The organism is Pseudomonas sp. p50(2008) (assembly GCF_015351605.1).
Lineage (GTDB): Bacteria > Pseudomonadota > Gammaproteobacteria > Pseudomonadales > Pseudomonadaceae > Aquipseudomonas.
In genome coordinates, this window is record NZ_JACMYF010000006.1 from 340,093 (window position 1) to 358,153 (window position 18,061).

At 57.6% G+C, this 18,061-nt stretch carries 21 protein-coding genes, 4 tRNA genes and 1 pseudogene; 10 read left to right on the forward strand and 16 right to left on the reverse strand.

The window, feature by feature from the left end; all coding sequences use genetic code 11:
- Window positions 1-69: 69 nt before the first annotated feature.
- The 7 genes from clpP to H7698_RS18870 form a co-directional block, all read right to left on the reverse strand.
- Window positions 70-705 (reverse strand): ATP-dependent Clp endopeptidase proteolytic subunit ClpP, encoded by a 636-nt coding sequence (gene clpP, locus H7698_RS18840; protein ID WP_162440173.1) that lies wholly within the window; start codon window positions 703-705, stop codon window positions 70-72.
- Window positions 706-798: 93 nt separating this feature from the next.
- Complete coding sequence (gene tig / locus H7698_RS18845) at window positions 799-2,109, reverse strand: trigger factor (protein ID WP_162440172.1); 1,311 nt, start codon at window positions 2,107-2,109, stop codon at window positions 799-801.
- 78 nt (window positions 2,110-2,187) lie between these two features.
- On the reverse strand, window positions 2,188-2,400 hold the full coding sequence (locus tag H7698_RS18850; protein ID WP_162440171.1) for a hypothetical protein: 213 nt from the start codon (window positions 2,398-2,400) through the stop codon (window positions 2,188-2,190).
- 104 nt (window positions 2,401-2,504) lie between these two features.
- Window positions 2,505-2,580, reverse strand: a tRNA-His gene (locus tag H7698_RS18855).
- A gap of 78 nt (window positions 2,581-2,658) precedes the next feature.
- A tRNA-Leu gene (locus H7698_RS18860) sits at window positions 2,659-2,743 on the reverse strand.
- 57 nt (window positions 2,744-2,800) lie between these two features.
- Window positions 2,801-2,876, reverse strand: a tRNA-His gene (locus H7698_RS18865).
- 33 nt (window positions 2,877-2,909) lie between these two features.
- Window positions 2,910-2,986, reverse strand: a tRNA-Arg gene (locus tag H7698_RS18870).
- 275 nt (window positions 2,987-3,261) lie between these two features.
- Between H7698_RS18870 and folD the strand changes: the two genes are divergently transcribed.
- Both folD and pbpG read left to right on the forward strand, forming a co-directional pair.
- Window positions 3,262-4,116 (forward strand): bifunctional methylenetetrahydrofolate dehydrogenase/methenyltetrahydrofolate cyclohydrolase FolD, encoded by an 855-nt coding sequence (gene folD / locus H7698_RS18875; protein ID WP_162440170.1) that lies wholly within the window; start codon window positions 3,262-3,264, stop codon window positions 4,114-4,116.
- 236 nt (window positions 4,117-4,352) lie between these two features.
- A complete protein-coding gene (gene pbpG, locus H7698_RS18880) occupies window positions 4,353-5,291 on the forward strand; it encodes a D-alanyl-D-alanine endopeptidase (protein WP_162440169.1) in 939 nt (312 codons plus the stop codon).
- 277 nt (window positions 5,292-5,568) lie between these two features.
- On the opposite strand, the gene H7698_RS18885 is transcribed toward pbpG, so the two are convergent.
- From H7698_RS18885 to H7698_RS18895, 3 genes and pseudogenes are all read right to left on the reverse strand, one after another.
- On the reverse strand, window positions 5,569-5,775 hold the full coding sequence (locus H7698_RS18885; RefSeq protein ID WP_194692429.1) for a hypothetical protein: 207 nt from the start codon (window positions 5,773-5,775) through the stop codon (window positions 5,569-5,571).
- A 17-nt stretch (window positions 5,776-5,792) separates the two neighbouring features.
- Window positions 5,793-5,999 (reverse strand): DUF6021 family protein, encoded by a 207-nt coding sequence (locus tag H7698_RS18890; protein WP_162440167.1) that lies wholly within the window; start codon window positions 5,997-5,999, stop codon window positions 5,793-5,795.
- A gap of 92 nt (window positions 6,000-6,091) precedes the next feature.
- A pseudogene (locus H7698_RS18895) lies at window positions 6,092-6,819 on the reverse strand (peptidase C39 family protein).
- A 143-nt stretch (window positions 6,820-6,962) separates the two neighbouring features.
- Between H7698_RS18895 and H7698_RS18900 the strand changes: the two are divergent.
- Window positions 6,963-7,145 carry a hypothetical protein gene (locus H7698_RS18900; RefSeq protein ID WP_162440165.1) on the forward strand — a complete coding sequence of 61 codons (183 nt, stop codon included), beginning with the start codon at window positions 6,963-6,965 and terminating at the stop codon, window positions 7,143-7,145.
- Window positions 7,146-7,224: 79 nt separating this feature from the next.
- Here the strand turns inward: H7698_RS18900 and H7698_RS18905 are convergent, their stop codons facing one another.
- Both H7698_RS18905 and H7698_RS18910 read right to left on the reverse strand, forming a co-directional pair.
- Window positions 7,225-7,974: a TerC family protein gene (locus H7698_RS18905; RefSeq protein WP_162440164.1), complete on the reverse strand. Its 750-nt coding sequence runs from the start codon at window positions 7,972-7,974 to the stop codon at window positions 7,225-7,227.
- Window positions 7,975-8,002: 28 nt separating this feature from the next.
- Window positions 8,003-8,245 carry a hypothetical protein gene (locus H7698_RS18910; RefSeq protein ID WP_194692431.1) on the reverse strand — a complete coding sequence of 81 codons (243 nt, stop codon included), beginning with the start codon at window positions 8,243-8,245 and terminating at the stop codon, window positions 8,003-8,005.
- Between the two features lie 135 nt (window positions 8,246-8,380).
- On the opposite strand from H7698_RS18910, the gene nhaR reads away from it, so the two are divergent.
- A complete protein-coding gene (nhaR, locus tag H7698_RS18915; RefSeq protein WP_162440162.1) occupies window positions 8,381-9,280 on the forward strand; it encodes a transcriptional activator NhaR in 900 nt (299 codons plus the stop codon).
- A gap of 4 nt (window positions 9,281-9,284) precedes the next feature.
- Here nhaR and H7698_RS18920 read toward each other — a convergent pair whose 3' ends face one another.
- Window positions 9,285-10,439: an MFS transporter gene (locus tag H7698_RS18920; protein WP_162440161.1), complete on the reverse strand. Its 1,155-nt coding sequence runs from the start codon at window positions 10,437-10,439 to the stop codon at window positions 9,285-9,287.
- A 335-nt stretch (window positions 10,440-10,774) separates the two neighbouring features.
- On the opposite strand from H7698_RS18920, the gene sstT reads away from it, so the two are divergent.
- Complete coding sequence (gene sstT / locus H7698_RS18925) at window positions 10,775-12,007, forward strand: serine/threonine transporter SstT (RefSeq protein ID WP_194692432.1); 1,233 nt, start codon at window positions 10,775-10,777, stop codon at window positions 12,005-12,007.
- Between the two features lie 80 nt (window positions 12,008-12,087).
- On the opposite strand, the gene H7698_RS18930 is transcribed toward sstT, so the two are convergent.
- Window positions 12,088-12,597, reverse strand: a complete 510-nt coding sequence (locus H7698_RS18930; RefSeq protein WP_162440159.1) for a DUF1993 domain-containing protein — start codon at window positions 12,595-12,597, stop codon at window positions 12,088-12,090.
- 174 nt (window positions 12,598-12,771) lie between these two features.
- On the opposite strand from H7698_RS18930, the gene H7698_RS18935 reads away from it, so the two are divergent.
- Both H7698_RS18935 and H7698_RS18940 read left to right on the forward strand, forming a co-directional pair.
- Entirely contained in the window at window positions 12,772-13,965 is a 1,194-nt protein-coding gene (locus H7698_RS18935) for a GAF domain-containing sensor histidine kinase (RefSeq protein ID WP_194692433.1), read from the forward strand.
- 43 nt (window positions 13,966-14,008) lie between these two features.
- Window positions 14,009-14,656, forward strand: a complete 648-nt coding sequence (locus H7698_RS18940) for a YceH family protein (protein WP_194692434.1) — start codon at window positions 14,009-14,011, stop codon at window positions 14,654-14,656.
- Window positions 14,657-14,702: 46 nt separating this feature from the next.
- Here H7698_RS18940 and H7698_RS18945 read toward each other — a convergent pair whose 3' ends face one another.
- On the reverse strand, window positions 14,703-15,521 hold the full coding sequence (locus tag H7698_RS18945) for a shikimate 5-dehydrogenase (RefSeq protein WP_194692435.1): 819 nt from the start codon (window positions 15,519-15,521) through the stop codon (window positions 14,703-14,705).
- A gap of 244 nt (window positions 15,522-15,765) precedes the next feature.
- Here H7698_RS18945 and H7698_RS18950 point away from each other — a divergent pair, with 244 nt between their 5' ends.
- The 3 genes from H7698_RS18950 (at window position 15,766) to H7698_RS18960 (ending at window position 16,887) form a co-directional block, all read left to right on the forward strand.
- On the forward strand, window positions 15,766-16,146 hold the full coding sequence (locus H7698_RS18950; RefSeq protein WP_194692436.1) for a hypothetical protein: 381 nt from the start codon (window positions 15,766-15,768) through the stop codon (window positions 16,144-16,146).
- Between the two features lie 264 nt (window positions 16,147-16,410).
- Window positions 16,411-16,605, forward strand: coding sequence for a hypothetical protein (locus H7698_RS18955; protein ID WP_054053875.1), 195 nt, complete (start codon window positions 16,411-16,413; stop codon window positions 16,603-16,605).
- Window positions 16,606-16,704: 99 nt separating this feature from the next.
- Window positions 16,705-16,887: a hypothetical protein gene (locus tag H7698_RS18960; protein ID WP_162440154.1), complete on the forward strand. Its 183-nt coding sequence runs from the start codon at window positions 16,705-16,707 to the stop codon at window positions 16,885-16,887.
- Here the strand turns inward: H7698_RS18960 and H7698_RS18965 are convergent.
- Complete coding sequence (locus tag H7698_RS18965; RefSeq protein ID WP_194692437.1) at window positions 16,884-17,945, reverse strand: AI-2E family transporter; 1,062 nt, start codon at window positions 17,943-17,945, stop codon at window positions 16,884-16,886. The two genes, H7698_RS18960 and H7698_RS18965, sit on opposite strands and share 4 nt — an antisense overlap.
- Window positions 17,946-18,061 lie beyond the last annotated feature (116 nt).

Below are 18,061 nucleotides of genomic sequence, written 5' to 3' on the forward strand. Positions count from 1 at the left end.
TATTGCGGGCTTTTTCAAGCCCGCCGATGATCAGACCAGCCGACCAACCCTAAATTGAGCTGCTTATTTTTACGCTGGGCGCTGGGCGATCACTTCGTCGATCAACCCGTAGTCACGCGCGGCCTCTGCGCTCATGAAGTTATCGCGGTTGGTATCACGCTCGATTTCTTCAAGAGTGTGCCCGCTGTGCTTGGCCATCAGCGTGTTGAGCCGCTCACGAATGAAGAGGATTTCCTTGGCATGGATTTCGATATCCGATGCCTGGCCCTGGAAACCGCCCAGTGGCTGGTGAATCATCACACGCGAGTTCGGCAGGCAGTAGCGCTTGCCAGGAGCACCGGCCGTCAGCAGGAAAGCACCCATGCTGCATGCTTGACCGATACAGGTGGTCGATACGTTGGGTTTGATGAACTGCATGGTGTCGTAGATCGACATGCCCGCCGTCACCGAACCGCCCGGGGAGTTGATATAGAGATGGATGTCCTTGTCCGGGTTTTCCGCTTCAAGGAACAGCAGTTGCGCACAGATCAGGTTGGCCATGTAGTCCTCTACCGGACCCACCAGAAAGATCACTCGCTCTTTGAGAAGACGCGAGTAAATGTCGTAGGCGCGCTCGCCACGAGCGGACTGCTCGACAACCATCGGGACCAGGCCGCCAGCGGCCTGGATATCAGAGTTCTGCTGAATATACGAATTACGGAACATGCTCTGCAGTCACTCCCAAATAGTTATGTCTTGAATACGCATAAGCCAGCACGAAGGCTGGCTTATGGTGTGTACTTCTTAGCGCAAAAACGATCAGTCGGCTTGTGGAGCTTCTACCGGCTTGACTGCTTCTTCGTAAGAGACCGATTTGTCGGTCACGTTAGCCTTCTGCAGAACAGTATCCACAACTTGTTCTTCAAGCACAACCGAACGAACTTCGTTCAGCTGCTGGTCGTTCTTGTAGTACCAAGACACAACTTGCTCAGGCTCTTGGTAGGCCGAAGCCATTTCCTGAATCATTTCGCGAACGCGGGTTTCGTCAGGCTTGAGGTCGAATTGCTTGACCACTTCAGCCACGATCAGACCCAGTACAACGCGGCGCTTGGCTTGTTCTTCGAACAGCTCGGCCGGCAGTTGGTCAGGCTTGATGTTGCCGCCGAATTGCTGAACAGCCTGCACGCGCAGACGGTCAACTTCGTTGGACAGCAGAGCCTTAGGCACTTCGATCGGGTTGGTGGCCAGCAGACCGTCCATTACCTGATTCTTGACCTTGGATTTGATCGCCTGACGCAGCTCGCGCTCCATGTTCTTGCGAACTTCGGTGCGGAAGCCTTCCAGACCGGTTTCCTTGATGCCGAATTGAGCGAAGAATTCTTCGTTCAGCTCTGGCAGTTTTGGCTCGGAAACAGTGTTCACGGTAACGGTGAACTCAGCGGTTTTGCCAGCCAGGTCGAGGTTCTGATAGTCCTCTGGGAAGGTTAGGTTCAGAACGCGCTCTTCGCCGGCTTTAGCGCCAACCAGACCGTCTTCGAAACCAGGGATCATGCGGCCGGAACCCAGAACCAGCTGAGTACCTTTGGCGGAACCACCCGCGAACACTTCACCGTCAACCTTGCCAACGAAATCGATGTTCAGCTGGTCTTCGTTCTGGGCAGCGCGATCGGCCACTTCAAAACGGGTGTTCTGCTTGCGCAGCACGTCCAGCATCTTGTCCAGATCGGCGTCGGTCACTTCAGCGCTCAGGCGCTCAACAGCGATACCGTCGAAACCAGCTACGGTGAACTCAGGGAACACTTCGAAAATGGCTACGTATTCCAGATCTTTGCCCGCTTCAAGCGATTTCGGCTCGATCGAAGGCGCGCCAGCCGGGTTCAGCTTCTGCTCAACAACAGCTTCGTAGAAAGAGGACTGGATAACGTCGCCAACAGCTTCCTGACGCGCATCAGCACCAAAACGGCGCTTGATTTCGCTCATCGGCACTTTGCCTGGACGGAAGCCAGCAATCTTGGCCTTTTGGGCAGTCTGCTGCAGACGCTTGTTGACCTGAGTCTCGATGCGCTCAGCCGGCACGGTGATGCTCATGCGGCGCTCAAGAGCAGAAGTATTTTCAACAGAAACTTGCATGGATATTCCTCGTTGCACAGACGTTGGCCGGCCGTTTCCGACCCCAGAATCAAGGGCATGCATTCTAGTAGGTCAAACTCAAGAAGTCACCCTACTGAAAACGGGTAAAAACGCAGCAGGCAATTTATAGGTGCGAATGCACGAATGCATCTCGCCCTGGTAGCAAATAAAGCCAATCACGCCGAGGCTCTGCGCCAACCCTTCTATATATAGAAGCAGTTGCCAGTCATTGCCCTGGCAGCCGACCGTGCGAGCATGGTCGGCGGGCAGTGCGGCATCATCGAGAAACATAAATACGACGAAACGCCCTGCTCATACGACCCAGAACCTGCGGCCGGTGAATACTCAGAAACAAAAAAGGCGCCAGACTGTTAAATCTGGCGCCTTTCGAAATATGGGGTGGACGAAGGGGATCGAACCCTCGACAACGGGAGTCACAATCCCGTGCTCTACCAACTGAGCTACGCCCACCATCTTGCATAACAAAGAAGCCAAACAACTTCTTCGTTGAACTCCCACCAGGCCAATCGGCATGAGAGAAGTTTTAATTGGTGCGGATGAAGAGACTCGAACTCTTACGCCTCGCGGCGCTGGAACCTAAATCCAGTGTGTCTACCAATTCCACCACATCCGCGGATTGAAGCTGTTAAAGCAAAGGCGCCAGACTGTTAATCTGGCGCCTTTCGAAATATGGGGTGGACGAAGGGGATCGAACCCTCGACAACGGGAGTCACAATCCCGTGCTCTACCAACTGAGCTACGCCCACCATATCGCGTTACTTGTGCCAAAGCTGCCTAAATGGCGCACCCGGCAGGACTCGAACCTGCGACCATCCGCTTAGAAGGCGGATGCTCTATCCAGCTGAGCTACGGGCGCCTTGTTAATCTGTACTCTTGGACGACTACAAACTAAGTGCTTTCCAGCCTTGCAGAACCGTAACTCTGCTAGACCTTCTTAACCAGTGCTAGGCTGTGCCCGACAAGTGCGACGAATAGTATAGACCCCCCTAGGGGTCGTCAAATCCTTTTTAAAAAAAATTCATTTAATTAAAGGGGTTAGGGGAATTTGCAGACCAAGCGCCTTTGCCCTCACCTCATGACATGCGAGAATGCGTTCTCTTTTTTTCCCCTCTCGATGGTTAATCACGCGCAATGACTGCACAACTAATCGACGGCAAATCGATCGCCGCCAGCCTGCGCCAGCAGATCGCCAAACGCGTTACCGAGCGTCGCCAGCAAGGCCTGCGCACGCCCGGTCTCGCGGTGATCCTGGTCGGCAGCGATCCTGCCTCTCAGGTTTATGTCTCGCACAAGCGTAAAGACTGTGAAGAGGTCGGCTTCCTTTCCCAAGCCTACGACCTGCCTTCCGAAACCACTCAGGAAGCACTCACCGATCTGATCGATCGACTGAACGAAGACCCGGCAATCGATGGTGTTCTGCTTCAGCTTCCCCTGCCGGAACACCTGGACGCCTCGAAATTGCTCGAGCGCATTCGCCCGGACAAAGACGTTGACGGCTTCCACCCATACAACGTCGGCCGTCTGGCCCAGCGTATTCCGCTGCTGCGTCCGTGCACACCTAAAGGCATCATGACCTTGCTGGAAAGCACCGGTGTCGACCTGTACGGCATGGATGCAGTCGTTGTCGGAGCTTCCAATATTGTTGGACGCCCGATGGCGATGGAGTTGCTGTTGGCGGGTTGCACCGTCACCGTCACCCACCGCTTCACCAAGGACCTCGCCGGCCATGTCGGCCGTGCCGATCTGGTGGTGGTTGCCGCCGGCAAGCCGGGCCTGGTCAAGGGGGAATGGATCAAGGAAGGCGCGATCGTGATCGACGTCGGCATCAACCGCCAGGACGACGGCAAGCTGGTTGGTGACGTCATCTACGAAACCGCCCTGCCCCGTGCTGGCTGGATCACTCCGGTTCCTGGCGGCGTCGGCCCGATGACCCGAGCCTGCCTGCTGGAAAACACGCTGTATGCGGCGGAAACGCTGCACAGCTGAGTTCACGTAGCGACATGAACGTGAAAAAAGGACCCCGCCAATGGCGGGGTTCTTTTTGCCCGCAGAAAAAAGCCTACCGCTCGCCGGAAACCTGCTGTTTTGTACGGCTTTTCAAGGACTTTCACCCGTTATTTCATCAACCATCGACAGTTCTTCAGCCATACTCCTAAAATGCGTCGGTTTTAAGAAACAGCCCGTTACAAAACGGCTTATCCACCTCTTATGAGTTTGCCAGCGTGAAAATCCGTCTTTCCATCCTGAGCCTAGTGTTTGCAGTTACAGGGACTCTCATCACGCCAGCGGTCAACGCCGCAGAAACAACCGCGGCGCCTCGGGACACATCGCAGCTGAAGATCGCCTCAGGCAGCGCACTGCTGATGGACATGCAGACGAACAAAGTCATCTACGCCAGCAACCCGGACGTGGTGGTACCGATCGCCTCTGTCAGCAAATTGATGACCGGCCTGGTCATTGTTGAAGCCCGGCAGAACATGGATGAGTACATCAACATCAACATCAGCGACACGCCTGAAATGAAAGGCGTCTTCTCCCGGGTCAAGCTCAATAGCGAAATGCCTCGCCGGGAGATGCTGCTGATTGCCTTGATGTCCTCGGAAAACCGCGCTGCCGCCAGCCTCGCCCACCACTACCCGGGCGGCTACGTCGCATTCATTGCCGCGATGAACGCCAAGGCAAAGGCACTGGGCATGACCAGCACCCACTTCGTCGAACCTACCGGCCTGTCCCCGCGCAACGTCTCCACGGCCCGCGACCTGAGTAAATTGCTGGTAGCCGCGCACAAGTACCCGCTGCTCACTGAACTGAGCACCACCAAGGAAAAAACCGTTTCGTTTCGCAAGCCCAACTACAGCTTGGGTTTCCGCAACACCGATCACCTGGTCAACAAACCGAACTGGGACATTCGCTTGACCAAGACGGGCTTCACCAATCAGGCCGGCCACTGCCTGGTGCTCGTGACGACCATGGGAAATCGCCAGGTGGCGTTAGTGATCCTTGATGCTTTCGGCAAGTACACACACTTTGCCGATGCCAGTCGTATTCGCAGCTGGGTTGAAACCGGCAAGGGCGCGAACGTACCGTCGGTGGCACTTCAATACAAATCAGAGAAGAACCTCAAGAACCGCCAGAGCGGCGTGGTCGAAGCGTCGAAGTAAGCCGCCTCCAACCAAAAGTAAGCCCCGATTCTTCGGTAATGATGTTCACTTAAGTGATGGACATACATTCGTGGCGAGGGGATTTATCCCCGTCCGGCTGCGAAGCAGCCGTAAAACCCGCCTACGCGGTATACCTGATACACCTCAAATTGCGGCTTTTGGGGCTGCTTCGCAGCCCTACGGGGATAAATCCCCTCGCCACAATATTCCGATCGCCTGAAACTTTTCTTAAGTAAACAGCATTACGATTCTTCGGGGCTTTTTTCATCCTGCTGAGTCAATCGTTGGGCAACGGCATCTGATCGTCATCGGGAATGCCGTCTCCGGCACTGGGATCTTTGGTGTGCTCGGTTGGCACCACCAGCGGCCTCGCCATGGGGTCCCTCATGGGGCTGTCCGGGTCCATGACCGGGTCGATCTCATCTGCGGGCGTGGTTGGAACACTGTCCGGGCGTTTGTCGTTGAAACTCGAATCGGTAGACATAGGCACCTCACGAGACATCAGGGTTTGAGATCAGCAAGCGGGTCGTAGGGCTTCGCCGGAGCCTTGTCATCGTCACCCGGCTTCACATCCCGGGGGGCTTTGGCGGGCCCGATAGGATCCACCTGAGGGTCAGCGACGTCAGGCGAATCGGGGTCGAAACCCAGCTCATCGCCGGATGAGTGTTCCGACGAATGCGGGCCTGCGGGAGTATTGGACTGTGCCATGGGGCGCCTCCTTGGTCTGGCCCGGAAAATCCGGGCCTTATCCGTTAAGAGGTCAACGTCGCGCGTCGGTGCCCGGCAGATGACGAACGGACTTACTGTGCGCCAAGTGCCTTCTTCGCACGGGCGGCGGCTTGCTCCTGACCCGCCTGAGCCAGCTCGTTAGCGGCTTTCAACCAGCGAGATTGATCGACATTGGCCGGAATCTGATTCGGCTTTTGAATCAAAACCGCCCAGCCACCCGCGTCCTTGAACGACGACTCGAATGAGCTGAAGCTCATTAGTGCCCGGCGATTCATCCCCGCACGCAGCAGCACGGTCTGCTTCTGAGTGTTGTAGCCGGCGAGGATGGCGTAGCGCGGTTCAGCCCAGAAAGCCGAGCCTTCGGTGAACCGCACCATGACCGGGTACCCCGCCGCCACTTGCGCCAGCAACGCCGGTAGATTGCTGTCCAGCGGATAGACAACCATGCCGTATTCCCGGGCAAGGTTCAGCATGTTCTGCTGCAACCGGGCTTCGTCCCCCGGCAAGTGCAGCGGCTTCTCGAGCAAGCCCGGTGTGATGACCACACCCTGTTGCGACAGCAGGCTGGCCAGCACCTGAGGGCCACTTTGATTGTCCTGCCCACGATAGAACGTACCGCTGAGTTCGACCCGCTGCGGCAGACGCTTGATCTCGGGCGAAACGCTCCCCGCACAACCCGTCAGGCCAGCAACAACGCCTGCCAGCAGCACCATAGAAACAATTCGAGAAAATACCCGCACCATCATCACTCTCTGTTCAGACGCCGGGCCATCGCGTTCCCGGCTTGGCCGTCGATCATAGGACGCGGCGCGGCAGCGGTATAGCCTTATAGGTCAGACGTGCGCATTCGATAGAGCGAACTGGTTGGTGACAGGCGACCTTTGGTCAATAGCCTGAAACATGGCAGCGACTAGACTGTCACTTGGAAAGAGTGTGTGCCCGATGCAGGGCAAAGAGGAGGCACTGATGAGCCTGGCAATGACCATAGTAATGCTGATTTCGGGCTGGCTGGCTGTCGCCGCCGCCATGTTGTGGGGTGTGCTGCGTATTGCTCGCCGGCACCATCATCCACCTGTTCAATCGGCACCCGCACCAAAAAACGCAAAGGTCGCGACCGCTCACTGACCGTCGCGTTTAAACCGTTCAAACGAAAACGGCCGCCTGCGCTCTTTCGAGTACAGGCGGCCGTTTTGTTTAACGCGGCTTAAGCTTCAGCGGCGATACGCTTCTGCCTGGCCTTGCGCGACATCATGTTCAAGCATTCGATCGTTGCCGAGAACGCCATGGCTGCATACACATAGCCTTTCGGTACATGGGCGCCGAAGCCTTCGGCGATCAGCGTCATGCCAATCATGATCAGGAAGCCCAGCGCCAACATCACCACCGTCGGGTTGTCGTTGATGAACTTGGCCAATGGATCAGCTGCCAGCAACATCACCAACACCGACACCACCACCGCGATGATCATGATCGGCAAATGCTCGGTCATGCCGACGGCAGTAATGATGCTGTCGATGGAAAACACCATGTCCAGCATCAGGATCTGACCGATCGCGGCGGCAAAGCCCAGGGTCACAGTCGAGGTGGCGGACTTCGGATCTTCAGGCGCAGGGTCCATGCTGTGATGGATCTCGGTGGTCGCCTTCCACAACAGGAACAGACCACCGGCGATCAGAATCATGTCCTTCCAGGAGAACGCGTGACCGAGAATCTCGATCACCGGCGCCGTCAACTGGACGATGAACGCGATGGTGCTCAGCAGCGCCAGACGCAGAATCAACGCCATGCCGATACCAATGCGCCGCGCTTTCTGCCGGTGTTCCATTGGCAGCTTGTTGGTCAGGATCGAAATAAAGATCAGGTTATCGATGCCGAGCACGATTTCCATCACCACCAACGTGGCCAAGGCGACCCAGGCGGTGGGGCTTGCAGCAAGTTCTAAAAGGTATTCCATGGGTCAGTCCTGACTCGTTTAAGGCGGTTTAGATTTCCTGGGACGAAGATTCTTTTTTCTCGTTATCTTCGTCCGATGATTCTTTCTGGCTGATCAACCCGCCCGTGGCGTCGCTAATCGCCTGTTCGGCAGCTTTGTGAGTATCGTCGATAGCCTGCTTGGCCGTTTCGGCAGCCTTGCCCATCAGTTGCTGAGCGCTTTTCTCAGCCTGATCGCAGCCGGCCAATAGCAGTAAAGACGCGATCAACACTGCTGTGGTTTTAAGCTTCATGTCGCTTTCCTCGATAGAACAAACAGAGCCAATACAGTGGCCCGTTGATAGCGACGCATTCTAGGGAGACAAACACTTCAGTAAAATTCGTATTTTTAGCGGTTATACTTCGGTTTTTACGAACTGTAGAACGACATGCTCAACTACCGTCAACTGCACTACTTCTGGGTCGTCGCCAAAACCGGCAGCATCGTGCGTGCCTGCGAGCAATTGAATCTGACGCCGCAAACCATCAGCGGGCAGATCTCCTTGCTTGAACAAACCTATGGCATTGAATTGTTTCGGCGAGTAGGTCGACAGCTGGAACTCACCGAAGCCGGGCGGCAGACCCTCACCTACGCCGAGCAAATGTTTCAGTTGGGGGGAGAGCTGGAGTTGATGCTGCGGGCGCAACCCAATGAGCAACAGATTCTGTTTCGGGTGGGCGTCGCGGACGTGGTGCCCAAATCCATCGTCTATCGCCTGATCGCGCCCACCATGGAATTGAGCGAGCCGCTGCGCATTACCTGTCGCGAGGACAAGCTCGAACGTCTGCTGGCCGACCTGGCGATCCAGCGCCTGGACCTGGTGATTTCCGACAGCCCGATGCCCTCTCATCTCGACATCAAAGGCTACAGCCAGAAACTCGGCGAATGCGGTATCAGCTTTTTCGCCACCGCCACCCTGGCCGCGCAATATGGCCAGGATTTTCCTCGCAGCCTCAACGGTGCGCCGTTGCTGATTCCCGGGCCGGAAACCGTCGTTCGCAGTCGCTTGCAACGCTGGTTCGCCGAGCAGCAGATCCAGCCGCGCATCGTTGGCGAGTTCGATGACAGCGCCCTGATGCAAGCGTTTGGCCAGTCCGGCAGCGGGATTTTCATCGGGCCAAGCGTGATCGCCGATGAAGTGAAACGCCAATATGGCGTGGAGCTGATTGGCCAGACCGACGCCGTGACCGAGTCGTTCTACGCCATTTCAGTAGAGCGTAAGGTCAAGCACCCCGGCATCGTTGCGATTACCGAAGGTGCCCGACGCGAGCTGTTTACGGCGGTTTAGACACTCAGGCGCAGAGTTCACGCGGTTTGAAGGTCATCAAGGCGATCGACAGCAAAATCGACGCCAGGATAAACGCCGCTGCCGCAAAACCGAGGCCTTGCAAACCGACGCTGTCGATCACCCGCCCGCCGACCATAGCCCCCAGGCCGATGCCAAGGTTGGCGCCGGCAATGTTCAGCGAGGCGGCAAAGGCTGGCGCCTCCGGGGCGGCTTTCATCAGCCGTACATGGCTGACCAGGAACAACGCAGCCTGCGTCACGCCCCAGATGCCCATCGCGGCTGCCAGTCCAACCGGCGAATGAATGTTCGGCACCAACGCCACCATGCCGGCGATCATGAACGCGCAGAACATCATCGAAGCGATCAGTGGGTGACGGTCCACCGCTCGGCCCCCCAGCGAGTTGCCAATCAGCCCTACCGCGCCGAAGCCCATCAGGCACCAGCCAACCACGGTGCCGTTGAAACCGGCCAGTCGTTCGAGGATGTCCGCCAGATAGGTATAAGCGGTGAACATGCCGCTGAACACCAGGACCGACAGCACCACGTGGCCGATCATCAACGGGCTGCGAAGGATCTTGAACTGCGAACGGAAACTCACCTGATGCTGATGCAAATCGGTTTGAGGCAGGTAGATGAACAGCAGCAGCGCCTTGGCAAACGCAATCACCGCCAAAATACCGAAGGCACTGCGCCAGCCAAACGCATCGGAAATCAACGTACCGACCGGAATGCCGAACACGGTGGCGCAGACGATGCCGAAACCGATCTTGGCAATGGCCCGTCCGGCGTAATCCGGCCCGACAATGTCCACTGCCGTCTCACTGGCCAACGCCCAGAACACCGGCAGCCCGAGCGCCGGAATCAGCCGCGCAACGGCCATCACCCAAATGTTCGGCGCGAAGGCGGCCAGCGTGTTGGCGAGACCGAACATGATCAGCACCGAAATAAACAACTTGCGGCGCTCGAACCGGGCGAAGTACGCCGTGAGGAACGGCCCGAATGCGGCGACGGTGAAGGCGAACAGCGTCACCAGCAACCCCGCTTGCGGGATGCTGACCTCCAGATCACGGGCGATGGCCGGCAACAGGCCGACGATGACGAATTCCGTGGTCAGCACCGTGAAACCGGCGGCCGACAACAGAAGGATGGGCAACAGCATGCAGAACTCCAGAAAACGACGACACCAGCGATAGCCCGAGGGCCCACTGGCAGAACATGAAAATGAGGATGCGCAATCTTAACAGAGTGTTTCCAGACGCGGTTGCACAAACCTGCCTATTGCGTTGAATGCCCCGGCGGCAGTTCGTCACAGGTCTGAAAGATACGGCCTACGCTGTGATAAAGTCCGCGCCCTGAAAAACGTATGCCCTGTGTTCATCGACCGTCATAGCGTCGATGTCGCGACACTTTTCGGTTTCCTGCCTGTGGCCTGCCTGATTGTTGCCACAGGAATGGCGAAGCCTCGCACTTATAAAAAATCAGAGATGCCGTTTTATGACTGCTTCATCCCCTTCTCTATTGCAACGCCTGACACGCTTGAGCCTGGTTACGCAAATCGTGATCGGCCTGCTTGCCGGTATCGCCCTGGCCCTGCTTGCACCTGACGTGGCGAAGTCCACGGCGTTCATCGGCAAAGTGTTCGTCTCCGCGCTAAAAGCCGTCGCACCGATTCTGGTGTTTGTGCTGGTGATGGCATCGATTGCCAACCACAAGCACGGCCAGGAAACCCATATCCGGCCGATTCTGTTTTTGTACCTGCTGGGCACCTTCGCCGCCGCTGTGGTCGCGGTCGTCGCCAGCATGATGTTTCCATCGAACCTGGTGCTGTCGACCCAGGATGTTGCGGTGACTGCGCCGGGCGGCATTGGTGAAGTCCTGCAAAGCCTGCTGCTGAGCGTGGTCGACAACCCGGTCAGCGCCCTGATGAACGCCAACTTCATCGGCATCCTGGCCTGGGCAATCGGCATGGGCATTGCCATTCGCCATGCCGGCGACACCACCCGTGAAGTGCTGGGCGACCTGTCTAACGGCGTAACCGTGATTGTGCGCCTGGTGATCCGCTTTGCGCCCTTGGGCATCTTCGGCCTGGTGGCCTCGACCCTGGCCACCTCCGGTTTCGGCGCCCTGATCGGCTACGCGCATCTGCTGGCCGTGTTGCTGGGCTGCATGCTCTTCGTGGCACTGGTGATGAACCCGCTCATCGTGTTCTGGAAGCTGCGTCGCAATCCTTATCCACTGGTGCTGACGTGCCTGCGCGAGAGCGGCATTACAGCCTTCTTCACCCGCAGCTCGGCGGCGAACATTCCGGTCAACCTGGAATTGAGCAAACGCCTGGGCCTGCACGAAGACACCTACTCGGTCTCGATCCCGCTGGGTGCGACCATCAACATGGCCGGCGCGGCGATCACCATCACCGTGCTGACGCTGGCTGCCGTGCATACGCTGGGTATCGCCGTGGACATCCCGACGGCCATCCTGCTGAGCGTCGTGGCAGCGATCTGTGCCTGCGGCGCCTCGGGTGTGGCCGGCGGCTCGTTGCTGCTGATTCCACTTGCGTGCAGCCTGTTCGGCATCCCGAGCGAAATCGCCATGCAAGTGGTCGCGGTCGGCTTCATCATCGGCGTGTTGCAGGACTCGGCAGAGACGGCGCTGAATTCGTCGACCGATGTGCTGTTCACCGCGGCGGCTTGCCTGGGTGAAGAAGAGAAAGCCCAACGAATGGCGTAAACATAAGCCGGGCTCCCACAGAAAAACAAAAAAGCCCGCCAAGGCTTACACCTGGGCGGGCTTTTTTGTGGCTGGGCGGTTTAGAACGCGCCCATGTAATCACGCTTGCCCACTTCCACACCGTTGTGACGCAGCAAGGCGTAGGTGGTGGTGACGTGGAAGAAGAACTGCGGCAGGCCGTAGCTCAGCAGGTAAGCCTGGCCACTGAAGCGCTTCTCTTTTGGCGTGCCAGGACGGGTAACGATCTCGATGCCTTCCTTGCCATTGATCTGCTCGGGCTTGATCTCGCCGATGTAGGCCAGGACCTTGGTGATCAGCGCTTGCAGCTCGGCGAAGGTGGTTTCGGTGTCTTCGTACTTCGGCACTTCAACTTCAGCCAGACGCGAGGAAACGCCCTTGGCGAAATCAACGGCGATCTGCACCTGGCGTACCAACGGGAACATGTCCGGGTACAGGCGAGCCTGCAGGAAGGCATTTGGATCGATGTTCTTGGCAGTGGCGTGGGCTTCAGCCTTGTTCAGCACATCGCTCAGGGCGTTGAGCATTTGCTTGAAAACAGGAACGGAAGCGTCATACAGGGAAATGGTCATGGCAGTCTCATGGGGTGACAGGAGGAAAAACGTGGAGGCGATTATAGCCTTGGAAACGGATGGCACGTTGGTGTCGATGCGCTGCAATCAGTTACCGATGAACACGCCAGTCCATTCGCCACAGTGAGGAATTAGGGATAATCTCTGATCAAATTCCTTTCCGTCCCAGGCAAAATGACCCACGCAGATTTCACTCCCGACGTTGAAGCCATCCGCAGCATCGATGCGGTGCCGGTGATTCTGAGCATGGTCAAGCACCTCACCGGGATGCGCTTCGCTGCCGTGGCACGAGTGACCGAGCAAAAGTGGGTCGCCTGCGCGGTCGATGACTCCATTGATTTCGGGCTCAAACCCGGCGGAGAACTGGTCCTGGAGTCGACCATCTGCCACGAGATCCGCCAGCACCGCACGCCGGTGATTTTCGGTCATGCCAGCCATCATCCGATCTTCTCGCAGCATCACACCCCCAGGACTTATGGCCTGGAGAGTTACATCTCGATTCCCATCGTCAAGGCCAATGGCGACTTCTTCGGCACCCTGTGTGCCATCGACTCGGTACCGGCGAACCTTGACGAGCCTGCCATCGTCAAGACCCTCACCCTCTTTGCGCAACTGATCGCAATGAATCTCGACAGCCAAAACCACCTGGAAGCCACGAAAGAGGCACTGGTCGTTGCCAATGAACATGGCCGGCTGCGCGAGCAGTTCGTCGCGGTGCTCGGGCATGACCTGCGAACGCCGTTGAGCGCCATTCGCATGAGCGCTGATCTGCTGGATATCAAGACCGAGGACAAACGCTCCCTGAGCCTGATTTCAGCCATCCGCAACAGCTCGACACGCATGGGTGTGCTGATCGAAAACGTCCTGGATTTCGCCCGAGGGCGCATGGGTGGCGGGATCCCGGTCAAGCGCCAGCTGGTCGATGACTTGCGTCATACGCTCAAGCAGACCCTGGACGAAGTACAGGCATCGCACCCAAAGGCGCAGTTGATTCACTCGCTGGATGTACCAAGCGGTGTCCATTGTGATGCGCTGCGTATCAGCCAGTTGTTATCGAACCTCCTCGGAAACGCCGTCACTCACGGCTCGACCGCAGCGCCCATCAGCGTGCAGGCCTTTGCCGAGGGGGATGAGGTTGTGATCACCGTGACCAATCAGGGCTCACCGATCCCTCCCGCCTTGATGCCCTTGCTGTTCGAGCCCTTTACCCGCTCGGAAGCCGGGCAACGGGGCGAAGGCCTGGGGTTGGGGCTTTACATCGCCTCGCAAATTGCCACCGCACACAACGGAACGTTGAGCGTCACCTCGACGCTGGAATCGGGAACCTGCTTTAGCGCAAGATTCCCGGCTCGATTCAAATGGGTATGAGTTGAGGTTTGCCAGACCCGACTGCCAATTAGGGATAGAAAAAATGAGCACCGAGCAAGAAACCACCTTCGACGAGCCACGGCTCAACAGCACGGAAATCCGCATCCTTGGCTCGCTGATCGAAAAGCAGGCCACCAGCCCGGAAACCTACCCGCTGACCCTCAATGCACTGGTGATTGCCTGCAATCAGAAAACCAGCCGTGAACCGGTGATGAACCTCACCCAGGGTCAGGTCGGTCAAAGCCTGCGTGCCCTTGAAGGACGCGGGTTTACCAAACTGGTAATGGGCAGCCGCGCCGACCGCTGGGAGCATAAAGTCGACAAGGCCCTGGAATTGGTGCCGGCGCAGGTCATCCTGGCCGGTTTGTTGTTTCTGCGCGGTCCGCAAACGGTCAATGAACTGCTGACCCGCAGCGGCCGCATGCATGACTTCGAAGATGCAGAACAGGTGGTGCATCAACTGGAGCGCCTGATTGCTCGCGGTCTTGCACTGTTGATCCCGCGTCAGGCGGGCCAGCGTGAGGACCGTTACATGCACGCCCTGGGTGATCCGGCGGACATCGAGGTGATCCTCGCCGCTCGGCAGAACCCTGCGGAAAGAGGCTCGGGGAGCGGTGTTTCGCTGGAGCGCATCGAAGAGCTGGAAGCGCGGATTGCCGCGCTGGAAGAGCGCCTTTCCCGCCTGGAATAAACCCGGGAAATGCGTTTCGCGATGACGTCCCCCCGGCGCGGAGACGTCAGCTGCGTGCAAACTCTACGGCCTTGCGAAACTGCTCATCCGACGGGCGCACGCCGGTGTACAACACAAATTGCTCCAGCGCCTGGATGGCGATGACTTCAAGCCCGGTGATCACCCGCTTGCCTTCCGCACGACCTCGCACGATCAGTGGCGTTTCCGAAGGGATCGCCACCACATCGAACACAGTCTCGGCCTGTTCGATCGCTTCAGCATCAAACGCGAGTTGATCCGCTTCCGGTCCGCCAGACATTCCGACAGGGGTGACATTGATCAGCATTTGCGGGCGCAAGTCCGCCAGTTCAGCTCGCCATTCATAGCCCAGTGACTCTGCCAAGGCGCGACCGGTGCGCTCATTGCGCGCGACGATCTGGCCGTTTTTGTACCCGCCATCGCGCAAGGCACTTGCCACAGCTTTAGCCATGCCACCGCTGCCGCGCAGGGCAAACGTCGATTCCTTGGGGACTTGATGGGTTTCCAGCAATTGGGCAATCGCAATGTAGTCGGTGTTGTAAGCCTTCAAATGGCCATTCGTGTTGACGATGGTGTTGATCGACTGGATGGCCGCAGCGGAAGGGTCCAGCTCATCAACCAGGGCAATACACGCCTCCTTGAACGGCATCGAAACGCCACAACCGCGTATGCCCAAGGCACGAATGCCACCCACTGCGCCGGGCAAGTCCTGGCTGCTGAAGGCCTTGTAGTAGAAATTCAGCCCCAACTGCTCGTAAAGGTGGTTGTGGAAGCGCAGGCCAAAGTTCCCGGGGCGCGCGGAAAGCGACATGCACAATTGGGTATCGCGGTTGGGGTTCATCTGCATGAAACTTCTCCTTCAAATGCACTTTCAGATGGACGGGATTAGCCAGTCCATCGTGTTCTGTTCGATCATAAAGGCCTGTGTTCACTGGGGAACGCGACCGTAAGGAAGCCGGTACAGACCTTACACAAAATTTACCTTGAGGCCGTGCTGAATTTCGAAAAAGCGCTGTCTTAGAAGTATCCCCGCGACAATCCTTGGGTCTATTGCAGACACAAGCGCCGGGTCGAAGAACCGAGGAATTATCATGATCCGTAAACTCCCCACAGTTGCCTTGCTGATTGGCGCCCTCGCTATCGCAGGACAGGCTCAAGCCCATGGCGGTGGCGGTAACCACTGGCAAGGCCCAGCGGTGTTTGGTGCGATTGTCGGCTCGGCCATTGTCGGTTCGGCCCTGATTAACGCCAACCGGCCGGTGTATGTACAACAACCGGTCTATGCGCAACCGCAGCCCGTGTATGTTCAACAACCGCCGCCACCGGTCTACTACCAGCCGGCACCGGTCTATGTGCAACAACCGGTTTATTATCAACCGGCGCCCGTGTATTACGGACCACCCCGCGGCTACTACGGTCCTCCCCGTTATTACGGCCCGCCTCGCGGCTACTACGGTGGCCGGCACTACTGACAGCGTTGCAGCCACTCACGCGGCACATTATCCATCAGGCCCCGCCTCATCAGCGGGGCCTTTTTTGTGCCCGCGCATCGGTACAGTGTCTGGATAACTTCCATCAAGGTCGCTGTCGGGACAGTCTCGATGCCCAAAAAAGGCAAGATTAAGCTGAACAGCCTTACCTCGCCTTGGGGAAAACGGTCATATTTATGTCATGACGGGTCCGCACAGTTGGCTCTGTCCGCTCCCTAACAGGTCAATAACAACAAGGACGACCTCATGCCCACGCAGAACCCGCACCGAAATGTCGGCTTGTGCACCTCCAGCAAGGTGTACAACACGCTCACCGAACTCAAGCACCTGGAAGGCCATCGCAGCGCCAAGTTTCTTTCGCTGCTGGCGGAAAACCTGGTGCGCAAGGGCCTGCTCAACGAGCAGGAAGTGGTGCACATGCTGGACCTGGTTGTCGACTGATCCAACACTCACTGGCGTCAATGACCACTATCGAAAGCGTTGATTGTCCGTCTTGACGCCAGATCCGTAAGGTAACTCCATCAAGCGATGGAGGTATGTATGTCCCAGGTCCAGATCATGTCCGTAATCGGTAGCGCCGTTCCCGCCCCTTTGAGAGAGCTGGGATTACTCGCCTGCTGGTATCTGATGCAGGACGGCGAGCCCATCAGTGGCCCGCTTACCTCGCTGCCAGCGGCAAAAGCGCTGTCACAACGCATCGACTCGGGTCGACTCAGCGCCTAAGGCAGCTGCACCCGCGGTTTGGTTTCGCTGAAGATCGCCCAGCTCGACATGAAGAGCGCGGCGATCAGCGGCCCGATCACAAAGCCGTTGAGTCCAAACACTGCCATGCCACCCAGGGTTGAAATCAGAATCATGTAATCCGGCATTTTGGTGTCCTTGCCCACCAGAATCGGGCGCAGCACGTTATCCACCAGCCCGATCACGAACACCCCAAACGATGCCAGCACCACGCCTTGCCAGATCGCACCGGTCAGCAGGAAGTAAGCCGCCACCGGCCCCCAGACAATCCCCGCCCCCACCGCTGGCAACAGCGACAGAAACGCCATCAGCACGGCCCACAGCAACGCGCTGGGGATATCCAGAAACCAGAAAATGAAACCGCCCAAGGCACCTTGCGTGACCGCCACCAGCAGGTTGCCTTTCACGGTGGCGCGCACCACACGATTGAATTTGAGCTGCAAGCGACGCTTCTGGTGTTCCTGCAACGGCACCGCCGCCCGGACCTTGCGCGCCAGCTCGGGACCGTCGCGCAAAAAGAAAAACAGCAGGTACAGCATGATGAAAAAACTGACGATGAACTCAAAGGTCCCCTGGCCGAAACTGAACGCCTGGGACGCCAGGACCTGGCCACCGGTCATGGCGCTCTTGACCAGCTTCTCGCGCAACCCGTTCAACTCGCCCATGCCGAACCGGTCGAGCAAGTGCTGGAAGTACATCGGCAAGCTGTGTTTGAACTGCGCGACATAGGCCGCGATATCCAGCTCGCCGCTTTCCACGCTCTTGTAGAACACGGCTCCCTCTTGAACCAGCAAGGCGCTGATGATGATCACCGGCAAAATAGCGATCACCAGGCACACGCCCAAGGTGCACAGCGATGTGACGTTACGCTGCCAGGCAAACTTCATTTGCAGGCGTCTTTGCAACGGCGCAAAGACGATTCCGAGAATCACCGCCCAGAACACGGCCCCGTAAAAGGGCAGCAAGATCCAGATAAAGGCGGCGGTGACCACAAACAGCAGTATCACCAGTGATTTGTTCTGTAATGTCTTTTCGTTCATGTCCGATCCATGTCAGTCCGCAGGGGGCACGCTCTTGTCGTTAAGAGCGGTCCTGATGCTTAGTCCGCCACGGTTCGCGCGAGTGCCATCCGTCTGTTCATCAAGCATAGATCCAG

Coding starts and splice junctions, on each gene's coding strand:
- clpP (WP_162440173.1), bottom strand. CDS start 705: ATGTTCCGTAATTCGTATATTCAGCAGAACTCTGATATCCAGGCCGCT.
- tig (WP_162440172.1), bottom strand. CDS start 2,109: ATGCAAGTTTCTGTTGAAAATACTTCTGCTCTTGAGCGCCGCATGAGC.
- H7698_RS18850 (WP_162440171.1), bottom strand. CDS start 2,400: ATGTTTCTCGATGATGCCGCACTGCCCGCCGACCATGCTCGCACGGTC.
- folD (WP_162440170.1), top strand. CDS start 3,262: ATGACTGCACAACTAATCGACGGCAAATCGATCGCCGCCAGCCTGCGC.
- H7698_RS18885 (WP_194692429.1), bottom strand. CDS start 5,775: ATGTCTACCGATTCGAGTTTCAACGACAAACGCCCGGACAGTGTTCCA.
- H7698_RS18890 (WP_162440167.1), bottom strand. CDS start 5,999: ATGGCACAGTCCAATACTCCCGCAGGCCCGCATTCGTCGGAACACTCA.
- H7698_RS18900 (WP_162440165.1), top strand. CDS start 6,963: ATGCAGGGCAAAGAGGAGGCACTGATGAGCCTGGCAATGACCATAGTA.
- H7698_RS18905 (WP_162440164.1), bottom strand. CDS start 7,974: ATGGAATACCTTTTAGAACTTGCTGCAAGCCCCACCGCCTGGGTCGCC.
- H7698_RS18910 (WP_194692431.1), bottom strand. CDS start 8,245: ATGAAGCTTAAAACCACAGCAGTGTTGATCGCGTCTTTACTGCTATTG.
- nhaR (WP_162440162.1), top strand. CDS start 8,381: ATGCTCAACTACCGTCAACTGCACTACTTCTGGGTCGTCGCCAAAACC.
- H7698_RS18920 (WP_162440161.1), bottom strand. CDS start 10,439: ATGCTGTTGCCCATCCTTCTGTTGTCGGCCGCCGGTTTCACGGTGCTG.
- sstT (WP_194692432.1), top strand. CDS start 10,775: ATGACTGCTTCATCCCCTTCTCTATTGCAACGCCTGACACGCTTGAGC.
- H7698_RS18930 (WP_162440159.1), bottom strand. CDS start 12,597: ATGACCATTTCCCTGTATGACGCTTCCGTTCCTGTTTTCAAGCAAATG.
- H7698_RS18935 (WP_194692433.1), top strand. CDS start 12,772: ATGACCCACGCAGATTTCACTCCCGACGTTGAAGCCATCCGCAGCATC.
- H7698_RS18940 (WP_194692434.1), top strand. CDS start 14,009: ATGAGCACCGAGCAAGAAACCACCTTCGACGAGCCACGGCTCAACAGC.
- H7698_RS18945 (WP_194692435.1), bottom strand. CDS start 15,521: ATGCAGATGAACCCCAACCGCGATACCCAATTGTGCATGTCGCTTTCC.
- H7698_RS18950 (WP_194692436.1), top strand. CDS start 15,766: ATGATCCGTAAACTCCCCACAGTTGCCTTGCTGATTGGCGCCCTCGCT.
- H7698_RS18955 (WP_054053875.1), top strand. CDS start 16,411: ATGCCCACGCAGAACCCGCACCGAAATGTCGGCTTGTGCACCTCCAGC.
- H7698_RS18960 (WP_162440154.1), top strand. CDS start 16,705: ATGTCCCAGGTCCAGATCATGTCCGTAATCGGTAGCGCCGTTCCCGCC.
- H7698_RS18965 (WP_194692437.1), bottom strand. CDS start 17,945: ATGAACGAAAAGACATTACAGAACAAATCACTGGTGATACTGCTGTTT.